Origin of the sequence: Kribbella antibiotica, assembly GCF_004349055.1 — a bacterium.
GTDB lineage: Bacteria > Actinomycetota > Actinomycetes > Propionibacteriales > Kribbellaceae > Kribbella > Kribbella antibiotica.
Window position 1 is genome coordinate 1 of sequence record NZ_SMKX01000030.1, and the last position, 18,470, is coordinate 18,470.

At 68.2% G+C, this 18,470-nt stretch carries 15 protein-coding genes; 3 read left to right on the forward strand and 12 right to left on the reverse strand.

The window, feature by feature from the left end:
• Positions 1–27: 27 nt before the first annotated feature.
• Entirely contained in the window at positions 28–369 is a 342-nt protein-coding gene (locus tag E1263_RS13030; RefSeq protein ID WP_132167527.1) for a winged helix-turn-helix transcriptional regulator, read from the reverse strand.
• Positions 370–433: 64 nt separating this feature from the next.
• Between E1263_RS13030 and E1263_RS13035 the strand changes: the two genes are divergently transcribed.
• On the forward strand, positions 434–1,057 hold the full coding sequence (locus E1263_RS13035) for an NADPH-dependent F420 reductase (protein ID WP_132167528.1): 624 nt from the start codon (positions 434–436) through the stop codon (positions 1,055–1,057).
• A 16-nt stretch (positions 1,058–1,073) separates the two neighbouring features.
• On the opposite strand, the gene E1263_RS13040 is transcribed toward E1263_RS13035, so the two are convergent.
• The 8 genes from E1263_RS13040 to tkt form a co-directional block, all read right to left on the reverse strand.
• Positions 1,074–1,892 carry an isocitrate lyase/PEP mutase family protein gene (locus tag E1263_RS13040; protein ID WP_132167529.1) on the reverse strand — a complete coding sequence of 273 codons (819 nt, stop codon included), beginning with the start codon at positions 1,890–1,892 and terminating at the stop codon, positions 1,074–1,076.
• Positions 1,893–1,926: 34 nt separating this feature from the next.
• On the reverse strand, positions 1,927–3,849 hold the full coding sequence (locus E1263_RS13045) for an elongation factor G (protein ID WP_132167530.1): 1,923 nt from the start codon (positions 3,847–3,849) through the stop codon (positions 1,927–1,929).
• Between the two features lie 259 nt (positions 3,850–4,108).
• Positions 4,109–4,876 (reverse strand): 6-phosphogluconolactonase, encoded by a 768-nt coding sequence (gene pgl, locus E1263_RS13050; RefSeq protein ID WP_132167531.1) that lies wholly within the window; start codon positions 4,874–4,876, stop codon positions 4,109–4,111.
• A complete protein-coding gene (locus tag E1263_RS13055) occupies positions 4,873–6,132 on the reverse strand; it encodes a glucose-6-phosphate dehydrogenase assembly protein OpcA (RefSeq protein ID WP_132167532.1) in 1,260 nt (419 codons plus the stop codon). The genes pgl and E1263_RS13055 overlap by 4 nt, the downstream gene beginning before the upstream one ends.
• On the reverse strand, positions 6,129–7,679 hold the full coding sequence (gene zwf / locus E1263_RS13060; RefSeq protein ID WP_132167533.1) for a glucose-6-phosphate dehydrogenase: 1,551 nt from the start codon (positions 7,677–7,679) through the stop codon (positions 6,129–6,131). The genes E1263_RS13055 and zwf overlap by 4 nt, the downstream gene beginning before the upstream one ends.
• A gap of 22 nt (positions 7,680–7,701) precedes the next feature.
• Positions 7,702–9,279, reverse strand: coding sequence for a glucose-6-phosphate isomerase (locus E1263_RS13065; RefSeq protein WP_132167534.1), 1,578 nt, complete (start codon positions 9,277–9,279; stop codon positions 7,702–7,704).
• Positions 9,276–10,385, reverse strand: coding sequence for a transaldolase (gene tal, locus E1263_RS13070; RefSeq protein WP_132167535.1), 1,110 nt, complete (start codon positions 10,383–10,385; stop codon positions 9,276–9,278). Before tal ends, E1263_RS13065 begins: the two co-directional genes overlap by 4 nt.
• Before the next feature lie 42 nt (positions 10,386–10,427).
• Positions 10,428–12,596: a transketolase gene (tkt, locus tag E1263_RS13075; protein ID WP_272949661.1), complete on the reverse strand. Its 2,169-nt coding sequence runs from the start codon at positions 12,594–12,596 to the stop codon at positions 10,428–10,430.
• 251 nt (positions 12,597–12,847) lie between these two features.
• On the opposite strand from tkt, the gene E1263_RS13080 reads away from it, so the two are divergent.
• Both E1263_RS13080 and E1263_RS13085 read left to right on the forward strand, forming a co-directional pair.
• A complete protein-coding gene (locus tag E1263_RS13080) occupies positions 12,848–13,819 on the forward strand; it encodes a heme o synthase (protein ID WP_165956594.1) in 972 nt (323 codons plus the stop codon).
• 292 nt (positions 13,820–14,111) lie between these two features.
• Entirely contained in the window at positions 14,112–15,074 is a 963-nt protein-coding gene (locus E1263_RS13085; protein ID WP_165956595.1) for a ScyD/ScyE family protein, read from the forward strand.
• A gap of 921 nt (positions 15,075–15,995) precedes the next feature.
• Here E1263_RS13085 and E1263_RS13090 read toward each other — a convergent pair.
• The 3 genes from E1263_RS13090 to E1263_RS13100 are packed head-to-tail and all read right to left on the reverse strand — an operon-like array spanning position 15,996 to position 18,437.
• Entirely contained in the window at positions 15,996–16,922 is a 927-nt protein-coding gene (locus E1263_RS13090) for a COX15/CtaA family protein (protein WP_132167585.1), read from the reverse strand.
• 19 nt (positions 16,923–16,941) lie between these two features.
• Positions 16,942–17,718 carry an ABC transporter permease gene (locus E1263_RS13095; RefSeq protein WP_132167538.1) on the reverse strand — a complete coding sequence of 259 codons (777 nt, stop codon included), beginning with the start codon at positions 17,716–17,718 and terminating at the stop codon, positions 16,942–16,944.
• Entirely contained in the window at positions 17,715–18,437 is a 723-nt protein-coding gene (locus tag E1263_RS13100; protein ID WP_132167539.1) for an ABC transporter ATP-binding protein, read from the reverse strand. Before E1263_RS13100 ends, E1263_RS13095 begins: the two co-directional genes overlap by 4 nt.
• Between the last annotated feature and the right edge of the window lie 33 nt (positions 18,438–18,470).

Here is an 18,470-nt window from a genome sequence, read left to right on the forward strand (position 1 = left end):
CCTGATGGCCTTGGCGTTCCACAAAGATCAGGTTGCAGCGCGGTCCTGGGCGGCCAGTACGGCGTCGGCGTGCCGGGCGGCCCAGTCGCCTAGGGCGTTGATGGGGATGAGGAGGTCCTGGCCGGCGGGGGTGAGCGAGTACTCGACGCGGGGTGGGGCTTCGGCGTACCGGTGGCGTTCGGCCAGGCCGTTGGTTTCCAGGCGGCGGAGGGTTTCGGTGAGGACCTTCTGGCTGATGCCGCCGATGTGTTTACGCAGGTCGACGGGGCGGGCTGGGCCTTTGCTGAGGGCGTAGAGGACGACCATGGGCCAGCGGCCGCTGATGAGTTCGACCGCGACGCGCGCCTGGCAGTCGGCGTAGAAGGTCATAGGCTCATTCTGCCTGGCTGATGGGCACCGGATGGTGTCTTTCGGCCGGGCTAGCGTCGTGGCCATGCGAATCGGGACAGTGGGGAATGGTGGGATGGCGGAGGCGCTCGGGCGGCACTGGGTGCGGGCTGGGCACGAGGTGATGATCGGTGGGCGGGATCCGGAGCGGGCGGCTGCGACGGCCGCGCGGATTGGTGCTCATGCGGGTTCGTTGCGGGAGGCAACGTCGTACGGCGAAGTGGTGTTGCTGGCGGTTCCGGCCGAGGTAGTGGTGGAAACCGTCGCTGGGTTGGAGGTTGCGGCGGGCAAGGTGCTGATCGACTGCACGAACGCGATCGATCATCGGGACTTCACCCTCGCCCGCACCGCGACGGCGGAGGCGGTCAGCGGCGTGGCCCCTCACGCGCAGGTGGTCAAGGGATTCAATCTGGCGCCGGACACGGTCTGGCGGGATGGGGCAAAGGGGCTTGGCGTGCCGCTGTGTGGTGAGTCGGCGGCGGTGGAGCGGGTCGCCGAGCTGGTTCGGGATGTGGGTGGCGTGCCGGTGGCGGCCGGTGGACTGGTGCGTGCCCGGCTGCTGGAGGCGACGGCCGCCTTCGCGATCGGGATCTGGGCCAGCGGCGGGGACGTCCGAGGACTCTTCGCGCCACTCAGCGCAGCCATCGGTACGGCGGCTCCCAGCGCCTAGCACCGCGGCCCGGGGCTCAGCTTTCCCGCCGGCGGGCGAACAGTTCGTTCAGCTCGCCTTGGGGAATCTGGTCCTTCGCGAAACCGATCGTGCCGTGGGTGGCGAGCTCTTCGGCGCTGCGGCGGATGAAGCCGAGGGCGGCGCGGGCGATGCTGCCGCCGAGGCTGATGCGTTGCACCCCGGCCGCAAGCAAATCGGGGACTGTGAGGGTTGACGAGCCCAGACCGATCACCACGTTCACTGGACCGTCGACCTCGCGGACGATGGTGCTGATCGTGTCGAGGTCGTTGACTCCCGGCACGTACAAGCAGTCGGCACCCGCGGCGCGGAAGCGGTTGGCGCGGTCGATGGAATCGGCCAGCGAGGTGGGCGTCCGCAGCAGCTGCCCGTCCGTCCGGGCGGTCAGGACGAAGTCGGGCCCGGCCGCCTCGCGTGCTGCGACGATCCGGTCGACGGCGAGCTCGACGTCGTACAGGTCGTGGCCGTCGTAGTCCTCGATGTTCCCGCCGGCCAGTCCCGCGGCGCGAGCCAGCGTGATCGTCTCGGCAACCCGCGCGGGCGCAGCGCCATACCCATCCTCAAGATCACCACTAACCGGTACGGCGACCGCCGCCGCGATCTGCTCCATCCGCTCGAACATGTCGTCTCGCGACACGCTCGGCGCCCCGTCCGGCAGTGTGTGATCACCCTTGGCCAACGAGAACGCGATCCCGGCGCTGGTTGTCGCGATCGCCGAAAACCCAGCAGCAGCTAGCAAAACCGCACTACCCGCGTCCCAGGCATTCGGCATCACAAACCCGGTCGGGGCCTCGTGCAACGCGCGAAATCCACTCATACCGTCATCCTGTCACCGCCCACGGACAGTTTCGCTAGCGAGGCTGATGCCGGAAGAACAGCTCGCGGTCGAGTGAGTCCGGCCATGGGCGTGACCGGCGAGGCGAGAGACCGTCGCAGTCCTCGTAGCGGTCCGGGCTCGCCTCGATGATCCCCTCGCCACTTGTCGCGGCCGGTAGCCCCGCAACCAGTCCGGCCAGCCTGTCCGTCCTGATGTCGCCGACCACGGTGCTCCAGTCACCATGGTCGGAGTAGCTGAGCGGGACTGCCCGGTGGGTGCGGAACAAGGCGCTCAGCTCGGCATTGGCCGCGCGAGGCGCCTCGACCGAGAACCGCTCGACCGGCGTGCACACCTGAGTTCCTGCGCGCCGCAGAGCCGCAGCCAGTACGACGGCAGTCAGCAGCCGGAAGTCTTTCGCCGTACTGGGCATGGACTTGTCGAAGGACCCATGCGACTGACTCTGCCGCGCCCAATAGCCGGTCCGGGTGATACCCACGACGGCATCCGGGATCTCCCAGCCAGACAGGCCGTGCCGGAGCTGCTCGTGGATCGACTCCTCGATCGCCGTGAAGAACGACCGGGGCATCGACCCGAGCTCAACGTCCAGCTCGATAGTGATGCCGGTCCCGGGCGCCGCCGGGCCGACCCGGAGACCGATGGTGGCCAGATACGGATTGTCGTCAGTCGCAATCACATCGAACGCCGTCCCCGTCGACGCGACCCGCTCGATGCAGACCATCCCGGTGTCTCCGAACTCGACCGGTACGCCGTACGTCGTGGCCAGCACCTCGGCCAGAACCTCCTTCTGTACCTCACCAAGCAGCTCGACGGTCAACTCGCCGCTCTCGCTGTCGGCACCGAGCTGGATCATCGGATCGATCTCCTGCAGTTCCCGCAGTGCGGTCCCCAGCGCCGACACCTGGGCCGGAGAGGTCGCCCGCACCACGGCGTGCATCGTCGCCTTGCGCGTCACCGACGTCTGGCGGTACCCGATCTGCCCGATGCCGTCGCCGATCCGCGCGTCGACCCAACCACGCACGCGAGCGATGTCACCGGCTCCGGCCTGTCGCGCGGTGGCGAACCCATCCGGCGTGGCCACCTCGATGGCCTTCACTCGCTGCGGTTCGCGGCCGGCGACGCTGATCCGGTCGCCGACCCGCAGGTCGCCGGACCACAACCTCAACAACGCGGAGCGCGGCGTACCGGGTTCGGACTCGACCTTGAACACGACCCCCGACAGCTTCTCGTCGACGGACTCCCGGTCCGGCGCTAGCTGCGCGAGCGCGTCCTGCAGTTCGGCGATGCCCGCTCCCGAACGGGCTGAACCGGCGACCACCGGCCACAGCCGCGCCTCACGCGCCTGCTCCCAGCCGGTGGTCTCCAACTGCGACCGGGGTGGCGGATCACCGGCCAGCCAACGCTGCAGTGTCCGATCGTCCAGGTCGGCGATCAGCCCTAGCAAGTCAGCTGGCCGCGCCAGATCGAGCAGCGGCATCCCGGTGCGCGCCCGCAGCGCGGCCATCGCCCTGTCCGGGTTGGACTCCGGCCGGTCGGTCTTGTTCAGGAAGACAATCGTCGGGATGCCGAGTCGCCGCAACGTCCGGCCCAGTACGACGGTCTGCGGCTGCACGCCCTCGACCGCCGACACCACCAGGATCGCCGCGTCGAGCACGAGCAGCGAACGCTCCACCTCGGCCACGAAGTCCGGGTGCCCCGGCGTGTCCAGGACGTTCACCTGGGTGCCGTTGAGCTGGAACGACGCAACCGCCGCCCGCACCGTGATACCGCGGCGGCGTTCGACATCCATCGTGTCGGTGGCGGTGGTCCCGGCGTCGACACTGCCGAGGTGGTCGCGCGCACCACCGGCGTACAGGAGTCGTTCGGTCAGGGTGGTCTTGCCGGCATCGACATGGGCCACGACCCCGAGGGTGATCGGCGTGTTCACAACAGCAGACATGGGCAGTTCCTTGAGCAGCGCGCCGGAGACGGCACTGGTGGTCACGGGAACGGCGACCCCAAGAAAGGGGATACGCCGGTGGATCCCGAAGGATCACCGTGATCGTGAGTGCATCCGACGTCCACCGGATCGGTCACCCGATGGCATCACTCGAAGGAATGCACACTGCTCAAGCTGAACGACGCATGGCAAAAACGTAGCACAAGCAAAAGCCGCCCGCCCCGGAATTAACCGGGACGGGCGGCCTGCAGTCTGAGCGCTACTGGATCTGTGAAGCGGCGTCCTCGTCCAACAGCCACAACGTGCGGTTGCGGCCCTTGGGAGCGGAGGCGGGCAGAGTGCTCGTCTCCTTGAGGGCCTCGGCAACTGCCTCGGCCTTGTCGACGCCGGAGACGACGAACCAGACCTCGCGGGACCGGTTGAGCGCCGGAACCGTGAGCGAGACCCGGGTCGGCGGCGGCTTGGGGGAGTCGTGCACGGCGACTGCCGACACGTCGACGACCTCAAGCTGCGGGTAGCCCGGGAAGAGCGAGGCGACGTGGCCGTCGGGACCGACCCCGAGCATCAGTACGTCGAAGGCCGGTACGGCGCGGCCCTTGACGTCGCTGAGCGCGGAGATCGTGGCGGCCAGTTCGGTCGCGTACGCATCGGCGGCAACTTCGGCGGTCTGGCCGGTATCCGCGGGCATCGGGTGCACGCGGGCCGGGTCGAAGTCGACGTGGTTGAGCAGCGCGTCACGCGCCTGGGTCTCGTTGCGCTCAGGATCGCCGGGCGGCAGGAACCGCTCGTCACCCCACCAGAACTCGACCCGCTGCCAGTCGATCGTCGCCGACGCCGGCGACTCCGCCACAGCCTTGTAGATCGCCGCGGCAACCCGGCCACCGGTCAGGACCACTTGTGCGACCCGACCGTTGCTCTGGGCATCGACCAGCGCCGTGATGAACCGCGCCGCCACGGCGTGCGCCAGTGCCGTCGAGTCCCGGTGGATCAACAGCTCGGACTCGACTGCGCGCTCCGGGCCGGTCATGACCGACCCGCCACGCGCTTGCCGGTCGCCTTCTTGGCCGGTGCCTTATTCGCCACAGTCTTCTTGGCCACGGTCTTCTTCGCAGTCGCCTTCTTGGCCGTCGAACGAGTCGCGGTCGAGCGAGCAGCCGAAGGCTTGGCCGTCCGCTTCGGCGCAGGGGCCTTCTTCGCGGACGCGTTCTTCGACACCGCCGCCTTCTTCGCGGCACTCGCCTTCTTGCCGCCGGCGTGCGCCTCGAGCTCGGCTGACGCGGCCTTGCCTGCGACCGCTGCGGTCTTCGCGGCCGCCTTGCTCACCGCAGCCTGCGTCGAACGGCGATCCGCCTCGCTGACCGTCTTGGCCGAGGCAGGCAACTTCTCCCGCTCCACCATGCAGGCCAGCGTCTTCGCGTACACGTCGTCCGGGTCGAGTCGCCGCAATTCCTCGCTCAGCAACTCGGACGGCGTACGGCGCTTGAGCGCGACCGGACGGTCCGGCGCACCCGGAATCGAGAACGTCGCCACGGATCCGTCGGGCCGCGTCAACGCGATCGGCCCCGACGCCGTGAACATCCGTACGGCGGTGATGCCCGGACCGCGCGAGTTCTTGTGCTCAACCGGAACGCCCAGCCGGCATTGCAGCCAAGCCGCCATCAGGTCGGCCGAAGGGTTGCCCTTCGCGGAAACGACCTCGGCGGCCAGCACCTTGGTCGGGTACTGATCCAGGGCCGCCGCCATCAGCGCACGCCACGGCGTGAGCCGCGTCCACGCGAAGTCGGTGTCACCAGGCGCATAACCCTCAGCGCGGGCGGGGAAGTCGACGGTCGCCCGACGACCCGAGGCAGCGTCGGTGACCCGACGGCGAGCGAGCTTGCCCAGCGGGTCCTCGGCCGGAACCTTCGGTCCGCCACCCGGCCACCAGACGACGACGGGGGAGTCCGGCAGCAGCAGCGGCGTGATGACCGACTCGGGAACCCGGGCCAGCTCACCGTGCAGCCGCAGCAACACAGCCTCGCCCGGAACGCCCTCGCCGACCCGGACCTCTGCATCCAGGCCGGTAGCGCCACGCCCCGGCCGCAGGATCGCGACCAGTACGCGCGACGGGTGCTCGCGACCGGCTTCGTTCGCAGCCTTCATCGCATCGTGGTGCGACGCCTCGTCGACGACGACCACGATGGTGCCGACCATGCCCATCGCCGGAGAGCCTGCGCTCCGGCGGGCCTTCAGCAGCGCCGATGCGATCCCGCTCGACGTCGTGTCGGTGAGGTCGATGATCATGGCCGCCTCCACGTGCGTCCGTCGCGGGCCAGCATCTCGTGCGCCGAATCCGGGCCCCAGTCACCGGAGGCGTACTGCTCCGGCGTGCCGTGCTCGGCCCAGTAGTTGATGACCGGGTCGAGGATCTTCCAGCCCAGCTCGACCTCGGTGTGCTGCGGGAACAACGGCGGGTCGCCGAGCAGCACGTCCAGGATCAGCCGCTCGTAGGCTTCCGGCGACGACTCGGTGAACGAACCGCCGTACTGGAAGTCCATGTTCACGTCGCGGATCTCCATCGACGTACCGGGCACCTTGGCGCCGAAGCGCATCGTGATGCCTTCGTCCGGCTGGATCCGCAGGACCAGGGCGTTCTGGCCCAGTTCCTCGGTCTCGGTCTTGGTGAACGGCAGGTGCGGCGCGCGCTTGAACATCACCGCGACCTCGGTCACGCGACGGCCGAGGCGCTTGCCGGTGCGCAGGTAGAACGGGACGCCGGCCCAACGCCGGGTGTCCACGTCGACCCGCATCGCGGCGAAGGTCTCGGTCGCGGAGTGCGACGGGATGCCGTCTTCCTGCAGGTAACCCTTGACCTTGCTGCCACCGGCCCAGCCGGCGGCGTACTGCCCGCGGGCGGTGTGCAGGTCGAGGCGCTCAGGCAGCTTGACCGCTGCGAGCACCTTCTTCTTCTCCTGCCGCAACGACCACGCGTCGAAGGAGACAGGCTCCTCCATCGCGACCAGTGCAAGCAGCTGGAGCAGGTGGTTCTGGATCACGTCGCGGGCTGCGCCGATGCCGTCGTAGTACCCGGCCCGGCCGCCAATGCCGATGTCCTCGGCCATCGTGATCTGGACGTGGTCGACGTAGTGGCTGTTCCAGACCGGCTCGAACATCGCGTTCGCGAACCGGAGCGCCAGCATGTTCTGGACGGTTTCCTTGCCCAGGTAGTGGTCGATCCGGAAGACCGCCTCGGGCGGGAAGACCGACTCGACCACGCGGTTCAGCTCACGAGCGCTCTTCAGGTCGTGGCCGAACGGCTTCTCGATGACGACGCGCCGCCATGAGCCAGGCTTCTCTTCGGTCAGGCCGTGCTCGGACAACTGCTGCACGACCTGCGGGAACAGGCCCGGAGGGATGGACAGGTAGAACGCGTGGTTGCCACCTGTCCCACGGCTGATGTCGAGCTCGTCCACGGTCTCGCGCAGGCGCTTGAAAGCCTCGTCGTCGGTGAGGTCACCGGGGACGAAGCGGAAGCCCTCGGCAAGCTGCTGCCAGACCTCCTCGCGGAACGGCGTCCGCGCGTGCTCCTTGACCGAGTCGTGCACAATCTGCGCGAAGTCCTGGTTGGTGAAGTCGCGGCGGGCGAACCCGACCAGGGCGAAGCCCGGGGGCAGCAGCCCCCGGTTCGCCAGGTCGTAGACCGCCGGCATCAGCTTCTTCCGCGCCAGGTCCCCGGTGACACCGAAGATGACCAGGCTGCACGGCCCGGCGATCCGCGGCAGCCGCCGATCCTGCGGATCGCGCAGCGGGTTCACCGGGCCGACCGGCCCGTCGTCAAGCTCAGCGGTCATCAGCCGCAATCCTCCTGGTTACTTACTTCGTGAACAGAGAAAGCAATTGCTGTACGCCGCTCGCCGGATCGGTCAGGTGCAGTCGCAGCACCGGACGGTTGCGGTCGGCAAGCACATTCGCGTCGCCCGCGGCCTGCGCCGAGATCAACGTACCGAAGGTGAACGGGCGATCCGGGATCTCCACGTCGGCCGGGTGCGCCGCCGTGATCTGCAGGAACACGCCCTCGGGGTGACCGCCCTTGTGGTACTGGCCGGTCGAGTGCAGGAACCGCGGTCCCCACCCGAAGGTGACCGGACGACCGGTCTGGCCGGCGATCGCGGGGCGGATACCGATCAGGTCGGCGTCCCGCTCGGAGTCGAGATACGCCATGACAGCCACGTACCCAACTTCGTCGAGCTGACCCAGCAGTGCGTCGACCGCGCCCTGGAGCGAGTCCACACCGTCGAGCAGACCCTCAGATCCGCGTACCTCGACAGCGCCGTCGGTGAAGGCAGCAGCCTCCGGCTCCGGCTGGGCGTCGAGCAGGCCACGCGTGGCCTGCTTCGCGCTCTCGACGTCCGGCTGGTCGAACGGGTCGATCCCCAACAGGTAGCCGGCGACAACAGTCGCCACCTCCCAGAGCAGGAACTGCCCGCCGAGCGAACCCGACGTGAGTGCAGTCGGCACGCCACTGGTCGGCTTGCCGGCCAGCAGTGCGTTCGTCAGGTCAGCAGCCTCGCTGGTCAGCTCGGGCGCGCCCAGCTCGACAGCGACCGGCAGTACGCCAGTGCCCTGCTTACCGGTGCTCTCGGCAATCAACTGCTCGGCCCAGTCCGGGAAACCGACGATGTCGGACCCGTCGGCCGTGATGATCGCCTTGTCCCGGCCCTCAGAAGCAGCCAGTACGGCGCCCAGCCACAACGCCGGGTTGTCGGTCGAGTCGGCCTGCAACGCCGGAGCCGCCTCGGCCGCCTGGTCGAGCAGATCGGCGATGTCCGCACCGGCGAGACCGGACGGCACCAGACCGAACGCGGTCAGCGCGCTGTAGCGGCCACCCACGTTCGGGTCGGCGAGGAACGTCTTGCGGTAGCCCTCGTCGGCCGACAGCTTCTCGAACGGCGAACCCGGGTCAGTCACGACGACGATCCGCGATGCCGCGTCGATCCCGGCCTCGGTGAACGCCTTCACGAACGTACGGCGGTGGCTGTCGGTCTCGACGGTCCCACCGGACTTGCTCGACACGACCACGACCGTCTTCGACAGGTCACCGGCCAGCGCACGGGCGACGACACTCGGGTCGGTCGAGTCCAGCACGACCAGGTCCACACCCGCCGTACGGGTGATGACCTCGGGGGCCAGCGACGAGCCGCCCATGCCGGACAGGACGACGCGGGTGACGCCTTCGGCGCGCAGCGCGGCCTGCAGGGCCTCGATCTCGACCAGCAGCGGCCGCGAGGTCTCGTGCAGGTCCACCCAGCCGAGCCGGATCGAAGCCTCGGGCTCGGCGTCCGGGCCCCAGATCGTCGCGTCCTTCGCGGCGATCCGGGAGGCGATCTTGTCCTCGACGAGCTTGCTGACGACCTCGGACCAGTCGCCGTTGTGCGTGGTTACGGCAGTCACTTGGCGGCACCCTTCAGGGCTGCGGTGACGGTGTCCTGAAGCTCGGACCACGAGATGTCGAACTTCGAGACGCCTTCGTCCTCGAGGATCTGGACGACCTCGTCGTACGAGATGCCCAGCTTCTCCAGGTCGTCGATCACCTTGCGGTCACCGGCGTAGTCGCCGCGGACGGTGTCCCCGGTGACCTCGCTGTGCTCCTCGACGGCCTTGATGGTTGCCTCAGGCATCGTGTTGACGACACCGGCGGTGACCAGCTGGTCGACGTACAGGGTGGGGGAGTACGACGGGTCCTTGACGCCGGTGGAGGCCCACAGCGGACGCTGCGGCTTCGCGCCGGCGGTCTCGATCGCGCGCCAGCGGTCGCTGGCGAAGATCTCCTCGTACGCCTCGAAGGCGAGCCGGGCGTTGGCGACTGCTGCCTTGCCCTTCAGGGCCTTCGCCTCGTCAGTGCCGATCGCGTCGAGCCGCTTGTCGATCTCGCTGTCGACGCGGCTGACGAAGAATGACGCCACGCTGGCCAGCTTGGTCACGTCGTGACCGTTGTCGATCGCCTGCTCGACGCCGGACAGGAACGCGTCCACGACCGCCTTGTAGCGCTCGAGGGAGAAGATCAGCGTCACGTTCACGCTGATCCCGGCGGCCAGCGTCGCGGTGATCGCGGGCAGGCCCTCCTTGGTGGCGGGGATCTTCACGAGCACGTTCTCGCGCCCGACGATCTCCCACAGCTCCTTGGCCTGGTCGATCGTCTTCTGCGTCTCCCGGGCGAAGCCGGGCTCGACCTCGATCGAGACCCGGCCGTCCTGGCCGTCGGTGTCGTCGTAGATCGGCTTGAACAGGTCCGCGGCGTCGCGGACGTCGCTGGTGGTGATGACGCGGATCGCCTCGTCGGTCGAGATCCCCTGCGCGGCGAGCTTGCCGATCGTCTCGGCGTACGCGTCGGCGTCCGAGACGGCCTTGGCGAAGATGCTCGGGTTCGTCGTCACACCGACGACGTGCTTGTCCTCGATCAGGGCCCGCAGGCTGCCGCTGTTCAGGCGCTCACGGGACAGGTCGTCGAGCCAGATGGAGACACCCGCGTCGGCGAGTGCTTTCAAGCGATCAGTCATTGTCCGATGCCTTCTTCCGGAATCTTCTGTTGTGAGGTGAGTTCAGTGAGCGTCGGCCGGTCCGACCGGACCAGCTGCCGCGCGCTTCGGCGGTACGCCGGGACCGGAGATGCCGGCCGCCGTCGCGATGCTGTCCTTGGCTGCCTGGACGACCGCGGCAGTCGTGATGCCGAACTCGTCGTACAGCTTCTTGTAGTCGGCCGAGGCGCCGTAGTGCTCGATGCTGACGCTGCGTCCGGCGTCGCCGACGATGGCGTGCCAGCTCTGCGCGATCCCGGCCTCGACCGAGACCCGGGCCCGCACATCGGCCGGGATGACCGACTCGCGGTAGGCGTCGTCCTGCTCGTCGAACCACTCGCGCGACGGCATCGACACGACCCGGGCGTTGATGCCCTCGTCGGCCAGCTTGGCGCGGGCCTCGACGGCCAGCTGCAGCTCCGACCCCGTGCCGATCAGTACGACGTCCGGCGTGCCCTCGGTGTCGAGGAGCGTGTAAGCGCCCTTCCTCACGTTCTCGGTCGTCGCGTAGCCGTCGACTCCGCGCGGGAAGGTCGGGACGTTCTGGCGGGTCAGCGCCAGCGCGGCCGGCCGGTCGTTGTTCTCCAGTACGGCGGCCCAGGCGGCCGCAGTCTCGTTGGCGTCGCCGGGGCGGATGACGTCCAGGCCCGGGATCGCCCGCAGCGCCGAGACGTGCTCGATCGGCTGGTGGGTCGGACCGTCCTCGCCGAGGCCGATCGAGTCGTGCGTCCAGACGTAGGTCACGGGCAGCTTCATCAGCGCGGCGAGCCGGACCGACGGGCGCATGTAGTCGGAGAAGACCAGGAACGTGCCGCCGTACGGACGGGTGCCGCCGTGCAGCGCGATGCCGTTCAGGATCGAGCCCATGCCGTGCTCGCGGATGCCGAAGTGGAGGACGCGGCCGTACTCGTTGCCCTGGAAGGCCTCGGTGGAGTGCTCGGCCGGGATGAACGACGGCTCACCCTTCGGGGTGGTGTTGTTCGAACCGGCGAGGTCGGCCGAACCGCCCCACAGCTCGGGCAGCTCCGGCGCCAGTTTGGTCAGCACGTCACCGGAAGCGGCGCGGGTCGCGACACCCTTGGCGTCGGCCTCCCAGCTCGGCAGGGCGTCCTTCCAGCCCGCCGGCAGCTCCCGCTTGGCCAGCCGGGCGAACAGCTCGGCGCGCTCCGGGGAGGCGACCTGCCACTTCTCGAACTCGGCGGTCCACGCGTCCTGGAGGGCCTGACCACGCTCGACGGCCTGGCGGGTGTGCGCGATGACCTCGTCGGCGACCTGGAAGTTCAGGGCCGGATCCCAGCCGAGGATCTCCTTGGTCGCGGCAACCTCTTCCGCGCCCAGCGCGTTGCCGTGCACCTTGCCGGTGCCCTTCTTGGTGGCCGACGGCCAGCCGATGATCGTGCGCAGCCGGATGAACGTCGGCTTCTTCGTGACCGCGTTGCCGGCCTCGATCGCGTCGTACAGGGCCTGGACGTCCTCGACGTACTCGGAGCCGCCGTTGGTCCAGTCGACCGTGCGGACATCCCAGCCGTACGCCGCGTAGCGGGCCGCCACGTCCTCGGAGAACGCGATGTTGGTGTCGTCCTCGATGGAGATCTCGTTGTCGTCCCAGATCACCGTGAGGTTGCCGAGTTGCTGGTGACCGGCCAGGCTCGAGGCCTCGGCCGAGACGCCCTCTTCCAGGTCACCGTCGGACGCGATCACGTAGACGTGGTGGTCGAACAGGCTCTCGCCCTTGGCGGTCTCGGGGTCGAACAGACCCCGCTCGCGGCGGGCGGCCATCGCCATCCCGACCGCGTTGCCGACACCCTGGCCGAGCGGGCCGGTGGTGGTCTCGACACCGTCGGTGTGCCGGTACTCCGGGTGGCCCGGGGTCTTGGCGCCCCAGGTGCGCAGCGACTCCAGGTCGTTCAGCTCCAAGCCGAACCCGGCCAGGTAGAGCTGGATGTACAGAGTCAGGCTGGAGTGCCCGGCCGACAGGACAAAGCGGTCGCGGCCGGCCCAGTGGGAGTCGGCAGGGTTGTGCCGCATCACCTTCTGGAACAGCAGGTACGCCGCCGGCGCCAGGCTCATCGCCGTACCGGGGTGGCCGTTGCCGACCTTCTCCACGGCGTCCATCGCGAGGACCCGCACGGTGTCTACCGCGCGCTTGTCGAGCTCGGTCCAGTCAAGCTTGGGGCTGGTCTTCTCCGTCACGCCGGCGGCGCTCCTCTCGATGGCTGTCAACACCCGGGCTGGTGCTCGTTCAGGAGCCTACTCGCCAGCACGTTTCAGGCGTCTCACAGATCAGCAACTCGGACATGAACGTCGTTGTTCCCGTTGTTGGCCGGGGTCTGTCAGATCACATTCGCCGACTCACCCTGGGGGGTGGTCAAGCCCCTCCTACGGGGCGTCGTAGACTGTCGAACCGTCAGCGCCGGTCCCCGGCGTCAACCATTATTTTCGAGGTGTTCGTGACGGCCGTCGACCCGCGTCCAGCCGCGACGACGTCGTACCCGTCGCCGCTGCCGGACTCTTCCGAACTGGTGAGTCCGTCGCTGCGCGACGTGGTCAAGGCGTACGTCGGCCTGACCAAGCCACGCATCATCGAGCTGCTCCTGATCACCACGGTGCCGGTGATGTTCCTGGCCGCCGGGGGAGTCCCGGGCCTCGGCGTCGTCGCGTGGACCCTGATCGGCGGCATCCTCGCCTCCGGCAGCGCCAACACGATCAACTGCGTGCTGGACCGCGACATCGACGAGCAGATGCGCCGCACCCGCCGCCGCCCGCTGCCGCGGCACGCGGTCAGCCCGCGCTCGGCGACGGTCTTCGGCATCGTCCTCGGCGTGCTCGCCACGCTCGAGCTCGGCTTCTTCGTGAACTGGCTGTCGTCGGGTCTCGCGCTCGCCGCGAACCTGTTCTACGTCTTCGGTTACACCATGTGGCTGAAGCGCCGGACGGTCCAGAACATCGTCTGGGGCGGAATCGCCGGCTGCTTCCCGACCCTGATCGGCTGGACCGCGGTCACCAACGACCTCGCCTGGACCCCGATCGTCCTGTTCGGCGTCGTCTTCTTCTGGACGCCCCCGCACACCTGGTCCCTGGCCATGCGCTACCGCGAGGACTACGCCTCGGTAGACGTCCCCATGCTCCCGGTCGTCGCGACCCCGGTCGCCACGGCCCGCCAGATCATGGCGTACTCCGTGGTCATGGTCATCACCTCGATCGCCCTCTGGCCCGTCGCCGACACCGGCTTCGTCTACCCCGTGGCCGCGGTCGTCCTCGGCGTCGTCTTCCTCCGCGAGGCCCGCGCCCTGCTGCTCCGCGCCCACACCGGCGCCGACGGCGCAGCCCTCCGCCCCATGCGCCTCTTCCACTTCTCCAACATCTACCTGGCTCTGTTGTTCATCGCCGCAGCCATCGACCCCCTCCTCCGCTAAAAACGCCTCCGGCGCGGTCGCTCGACGCTTGGAATGCGAAGGCTTTCGGAGTGGGTGTACTCAGCGGGTGCGGTTGGGTGCGCATAGTTCTGCCCTTTTGAGCCTTGACCGGCACGGGGTGTGGTGTTGCGATGTTGGGGTCTGTGGAGGGGCTCCGCGTCTGGGGAGACGCAGATTCGCAGGGGGTAGGACCGTGGGCGCACGAATACGCATTGCTGCTGCCGCAGCGCTGGCACTGACAGGGTCGTTACTCGTTCCGGGGCAGGCCGAGGCGGGCGGTGTACTGAGGCCTTTGGCAACGAATCTGAACGGTCCACGGGGTGTGGCGACGTACGGACACAAGGTGATCTACAGCGTCACGGACGGCTCGGTCTACGCGACCGATGGTCACCGGCGGTGGAAGCTCGGGCAGGTGCCGGGCGGGTTCCCGCCGGCGATCGACACCAACGCATGGGGTACGACGTACGCGCTGACCGGCGCGGGCGGTGAGCCGGGTCAGCCACTCCCGCCAGGTGGGGCGACCCTGTTCCGGCTGCGCCCCGGCAAGTCGCCGATCGCGGTCGCGAACATCGCGAAGTACCAGTCGAAGGACCCGGACCCGTACAACCTGGCCGACCCACCCACCGAGTCGAACCCGTACGGCGTCGCGGCGCTCAAGGACGGCACGGTCCTGGTGGCCGATGCCGCCGGCAACGACCTGCTCCGAGTCTGGCCGAACGGGAAGGTCAAGACCGTCGCCCGGCTCAAGCCGCGCGTGGTGAAGACGCCGGCCGGTCTCGGCCCGGACGCACCGCCGGCCGGCACACCGATCCCGAGCGAGGCGGTGGCCACGTCGGTCACGGTCGGCTCAGACGGCTACTGGTACGTCGGCGAACTCCGGGGCTTCCCGGCCACCCCCGGTACGTCGCAGATCTGGCGGATCAAGCCTGGTTCAGTCAACGCAGTCTGCGACCCGGTGAAACCGCGCAAGGGCAACTGCACCCGGTACGCCGACGGCTACACCTCGATTGTCGACCTCGCCGGTGGTCCGCACGGCAAGTTGGCGGTGGCGCAGCTGGCGCGTGAGAGCTGGCTGAAGTTCGAGATGGGCGGTTCGCCGATCGGCTCGCTCATCGTCCAAGACAAGTGGGGCCACCGAAAAGAGCTAGCCCGCGGCAAGCTCAACCTGCCCGGCGGCGTCGCCTACAACCGCTGGGGTGACCTCTTCGTCTCCACCCCGATCTTCGGCCCAGGCGCTGTCTATCGAGTCAGGTAGTTCAGTTCGTTTGTGTGGGTCTATCGCCGGTACGGCGGGGATGGCTGGCCGCCGCACCGGACAAGCCGGGCACGTTGTCTGTGGCTGGTCGCCGCGGCGGCCGCGTTACAGAAAGAGCTTGGCTGGGGCCGGCGCGGGGTTGAGGTACTGGCGAGGTCGGCGATCGCGCTCGCGCCGATTGAGGTGCTCGCTATGGCTGAGGTGGAAAAGCAGCGCCAGTGTGGAAACTCCACGTCGCCATTTGCACAAAACGTTCCACCCAGCTCACCGGGTGGGCTGGTAGGTGGGGCTGGGGAGCTTTACCCGTCATTTCAGGTCAGTTTCGCTCCCCAACTCGGCCGGATCTCGACGAATCGGGCGCTGGGGAGTTCCACCGGCGTACCCGCCTGCCGATTCGCACTACGCGGGACTTTTTCGGGTCTATACGCCGAAAAACTCACATGTAGTGAAGACCAGCGAGTCCAGCCGGGCCAATAACCGGGGGCTTGAACAAGAAACAGTGGGCTTGGACAGGTAATTACTTGTTCAAGCCCACCGCCAAGCCCACAAGCCCCCGACAAGTGGCAGTCCGGGCGGCGAAAAAGCACCGACCAACGAGGTGGACCGGTCAGCCGGGCGCGGCAGGACCCCATCCCTCCTTGCCAGCGCTTTTCACCACAGAGGTGGGTCACCTTTTCAGGCCTCCCCACTACCGGCCGCAACCATAGCGAGTACCTCAATCGGCGGGAACGCGATCGCCGACCTCGCCAGTACCTCAACCAGGCACCCGGCCCAGCCAAGCTCTTTATGTAACGCGGCCGCCGCGGCGACCAGCCACAGACAACGTGCCCGGCTTGTCCGGAGCGGCGATCAACCATCCCGCCCCGTACGCCGCCAGCCCGCCACGAACACGGTGTGCGACCCCACACGCCATACCCCAGACTAGGTCGCAGGCGTTCCGCGTTCGGCGTACACCGCAGTCACCAGCGCGATCAGCAGCGCCGCGAAGAACATATGAATCAGCACCAGCACCCAAGGCAGATGCGTGAAGTACTGGGTGAACCCCACGACCCCCTGCAACAACTCAGCGGCGAACAGCCACGCGGCTAGCTTGCGCAGCGTGCGGGACGTGGCCGTGACTCGGGTGGCGATGACCAGGGCGATAGTGATGCCGAGCAAGCCGAAGACAACATCGGCGTGCAGTTGGCTGATGAGTGTCTCGTCCAAGCCGTTGCGGCCGGTCTCGGGATCACCGGAGTGTGGACCGGCGCCCGTGACCAAGGTGCCGATGGCAACGGTTAGCCAGACAGCGACGACGGAGGCAGTTGCTAGCGCGCGCACGACCGGGGGAGTGTGCGGATAAGGGCTCGTCCGGGAGCGGCGCATCATCGACACGGTCAGCGTGATGATGATCGGCGAGACCAGGAAGTGCGCCGAGACGATCCACGGGTTCAGTCCGGTGAGGACGCTCACACCACCGATGACGGCCTGCAGCGGCACACCGAGTGCGGCCGCGGTCGCGAGACGACGGAGGTCGCGGCGGATCGGGCGGTAGCGCATGACAGCGAGCCAGGTGCCGATCGCGACGAGCGCGACGACGAAGCCGAGCATTCGGTTACCGAACTCGATCGCGCCGTGCATCCCGAGCGCGGCATGCGGCACGTACGACGAGTCGGTGCACGACGGCCAGGTCGGGCAGCCGAGCCCCGAACCTGTCAGGCGGACGAGACCACCGGTGACGACGATGCCGATGTTGACGATCACCGACGCCCAGCCCCAACGCCGTACGGCGTCAAGCGAAGGCTCGGGCACCAGGCGCCAGAATCCCTTGACTGGCTCGGTAGCAGGGGGCGGGGTCTCCACGGTCATCACCGGCACACTCTAAAGGTCAGTCCCATCGGAAGGTTCGGGAGACCAGGTAGCCCAGGACTCCGGCCCACAGAGCAAGCGACAGTGCGGCGGCCCACGGGATGATGCCGTCGACGGTTGAATGGGACAGCCCGGTCGCCAAAGCCGCGCTAGGCAGCAGGCGGACGACGGACTGCATCCCCTCCGGATATTCGTCGACTGGTGTCATCACGGCACCACCGACGAGCAGCAGCAGGTAGATCAGGTTCGCGGCCGCCAGCGTGGCCTCGGCGCGCAGTACGCCGGCCATCAGCAAACCGAGTGACGCGAAGGCCGCCGTACCGCAGAGGACAGTGAGAACCACGCCGACCACAGCCTGAGCGCCGCCGACCGGCTTCCAGCCGAGAGCAAAACCAGCACCGACCAGTACGGCGAATTGGATCACCTGCACGATCAGTACGGCGCCGATCTTCCCGGCGAGCAGTCCACCACGTGACAGGGGAGAAGCGCCGAGCCGCTTGATCACGCCGTACCGGCGTTCGAATCCAGTCGCGATCGCCAGCGAGGTGAACGACGACGACAGCACAGCGAGCGCCAACACCCGCGGTACGGCGTCGTCGATCGGCCGCGCATCACCAAGCGGGAGCCGGTTGCCGAGACCGGTCGCGCCGAGCAGCAGGAGCAGACCAAGCGGAATGACCAGCGCGAGCAGCAACTGCTCGCCGTTGCGGATCAACAGCTTGAACTCCATCCGCGTGTGCGCCAGCACCTTGCGGCTGAACGGCGCACTCCCGGGCTGCGGAGCGTAGGTCGTCATGAAATCTCTCGCTTAGGGGCCGTCAGTTCGAGGAAGACGTCCTCGAGTGACTTGGTGTGGTGCTCAGTCAGCGCGTCCGGCGTGCCCGAGGCGATCACCTTGCCGGCCGACATCACGTGAACCTGGTCGGACAGTTGCTCGGCCTCATCCATCGCGTGCGTAGTCAGTACGACGGTCACGCCGTCATCTCGCAGATCGCGGATCAGCTGCCAGATCTCGCGGCGACCGAGCGGGTCGAGCCCGGTCGTCGGTTCGTCGAGGAACGCGATCTCCGGCCGACCCACGATCGCCAGCGCCAGCGACAGCCGCTGCTTCTGCCCACCCGACAACCGCCGGTACGGCGTACGTCCGCACGTACCGAGGTCGAGCCGGTCAACGAGCGTGTTGATGTCGAGCGGATGCGAGTGCAGCGTCGCGACGTACCGCAGCATCTCCAGAGCGCGGACCCCGGACCAGGCGCCGCCGTCCTGCAGCATCACGCCGATCCGTGGCATCAATTCGTCGTGGTCGGCGATCGGGTCCAGCCCGAGCACCCGGACACTGCCGGAGTCCGGCCGCCGGAATCCCTCGCAGGTCTCCACAGTCGTGGTCTTGCCGGCACCGTTGGGGCCGAGCACAGACGTGACGGTGCCGCCGGTTACGGTGAGACTGAGCCCGTCGACTGCGGCCTTCTCGCCGTACCGCACGACGAGGTTCTCGATCTCTACCGCGACTGGCACAACCGCAGCATAGAGAACCCCTGGACGTGACCT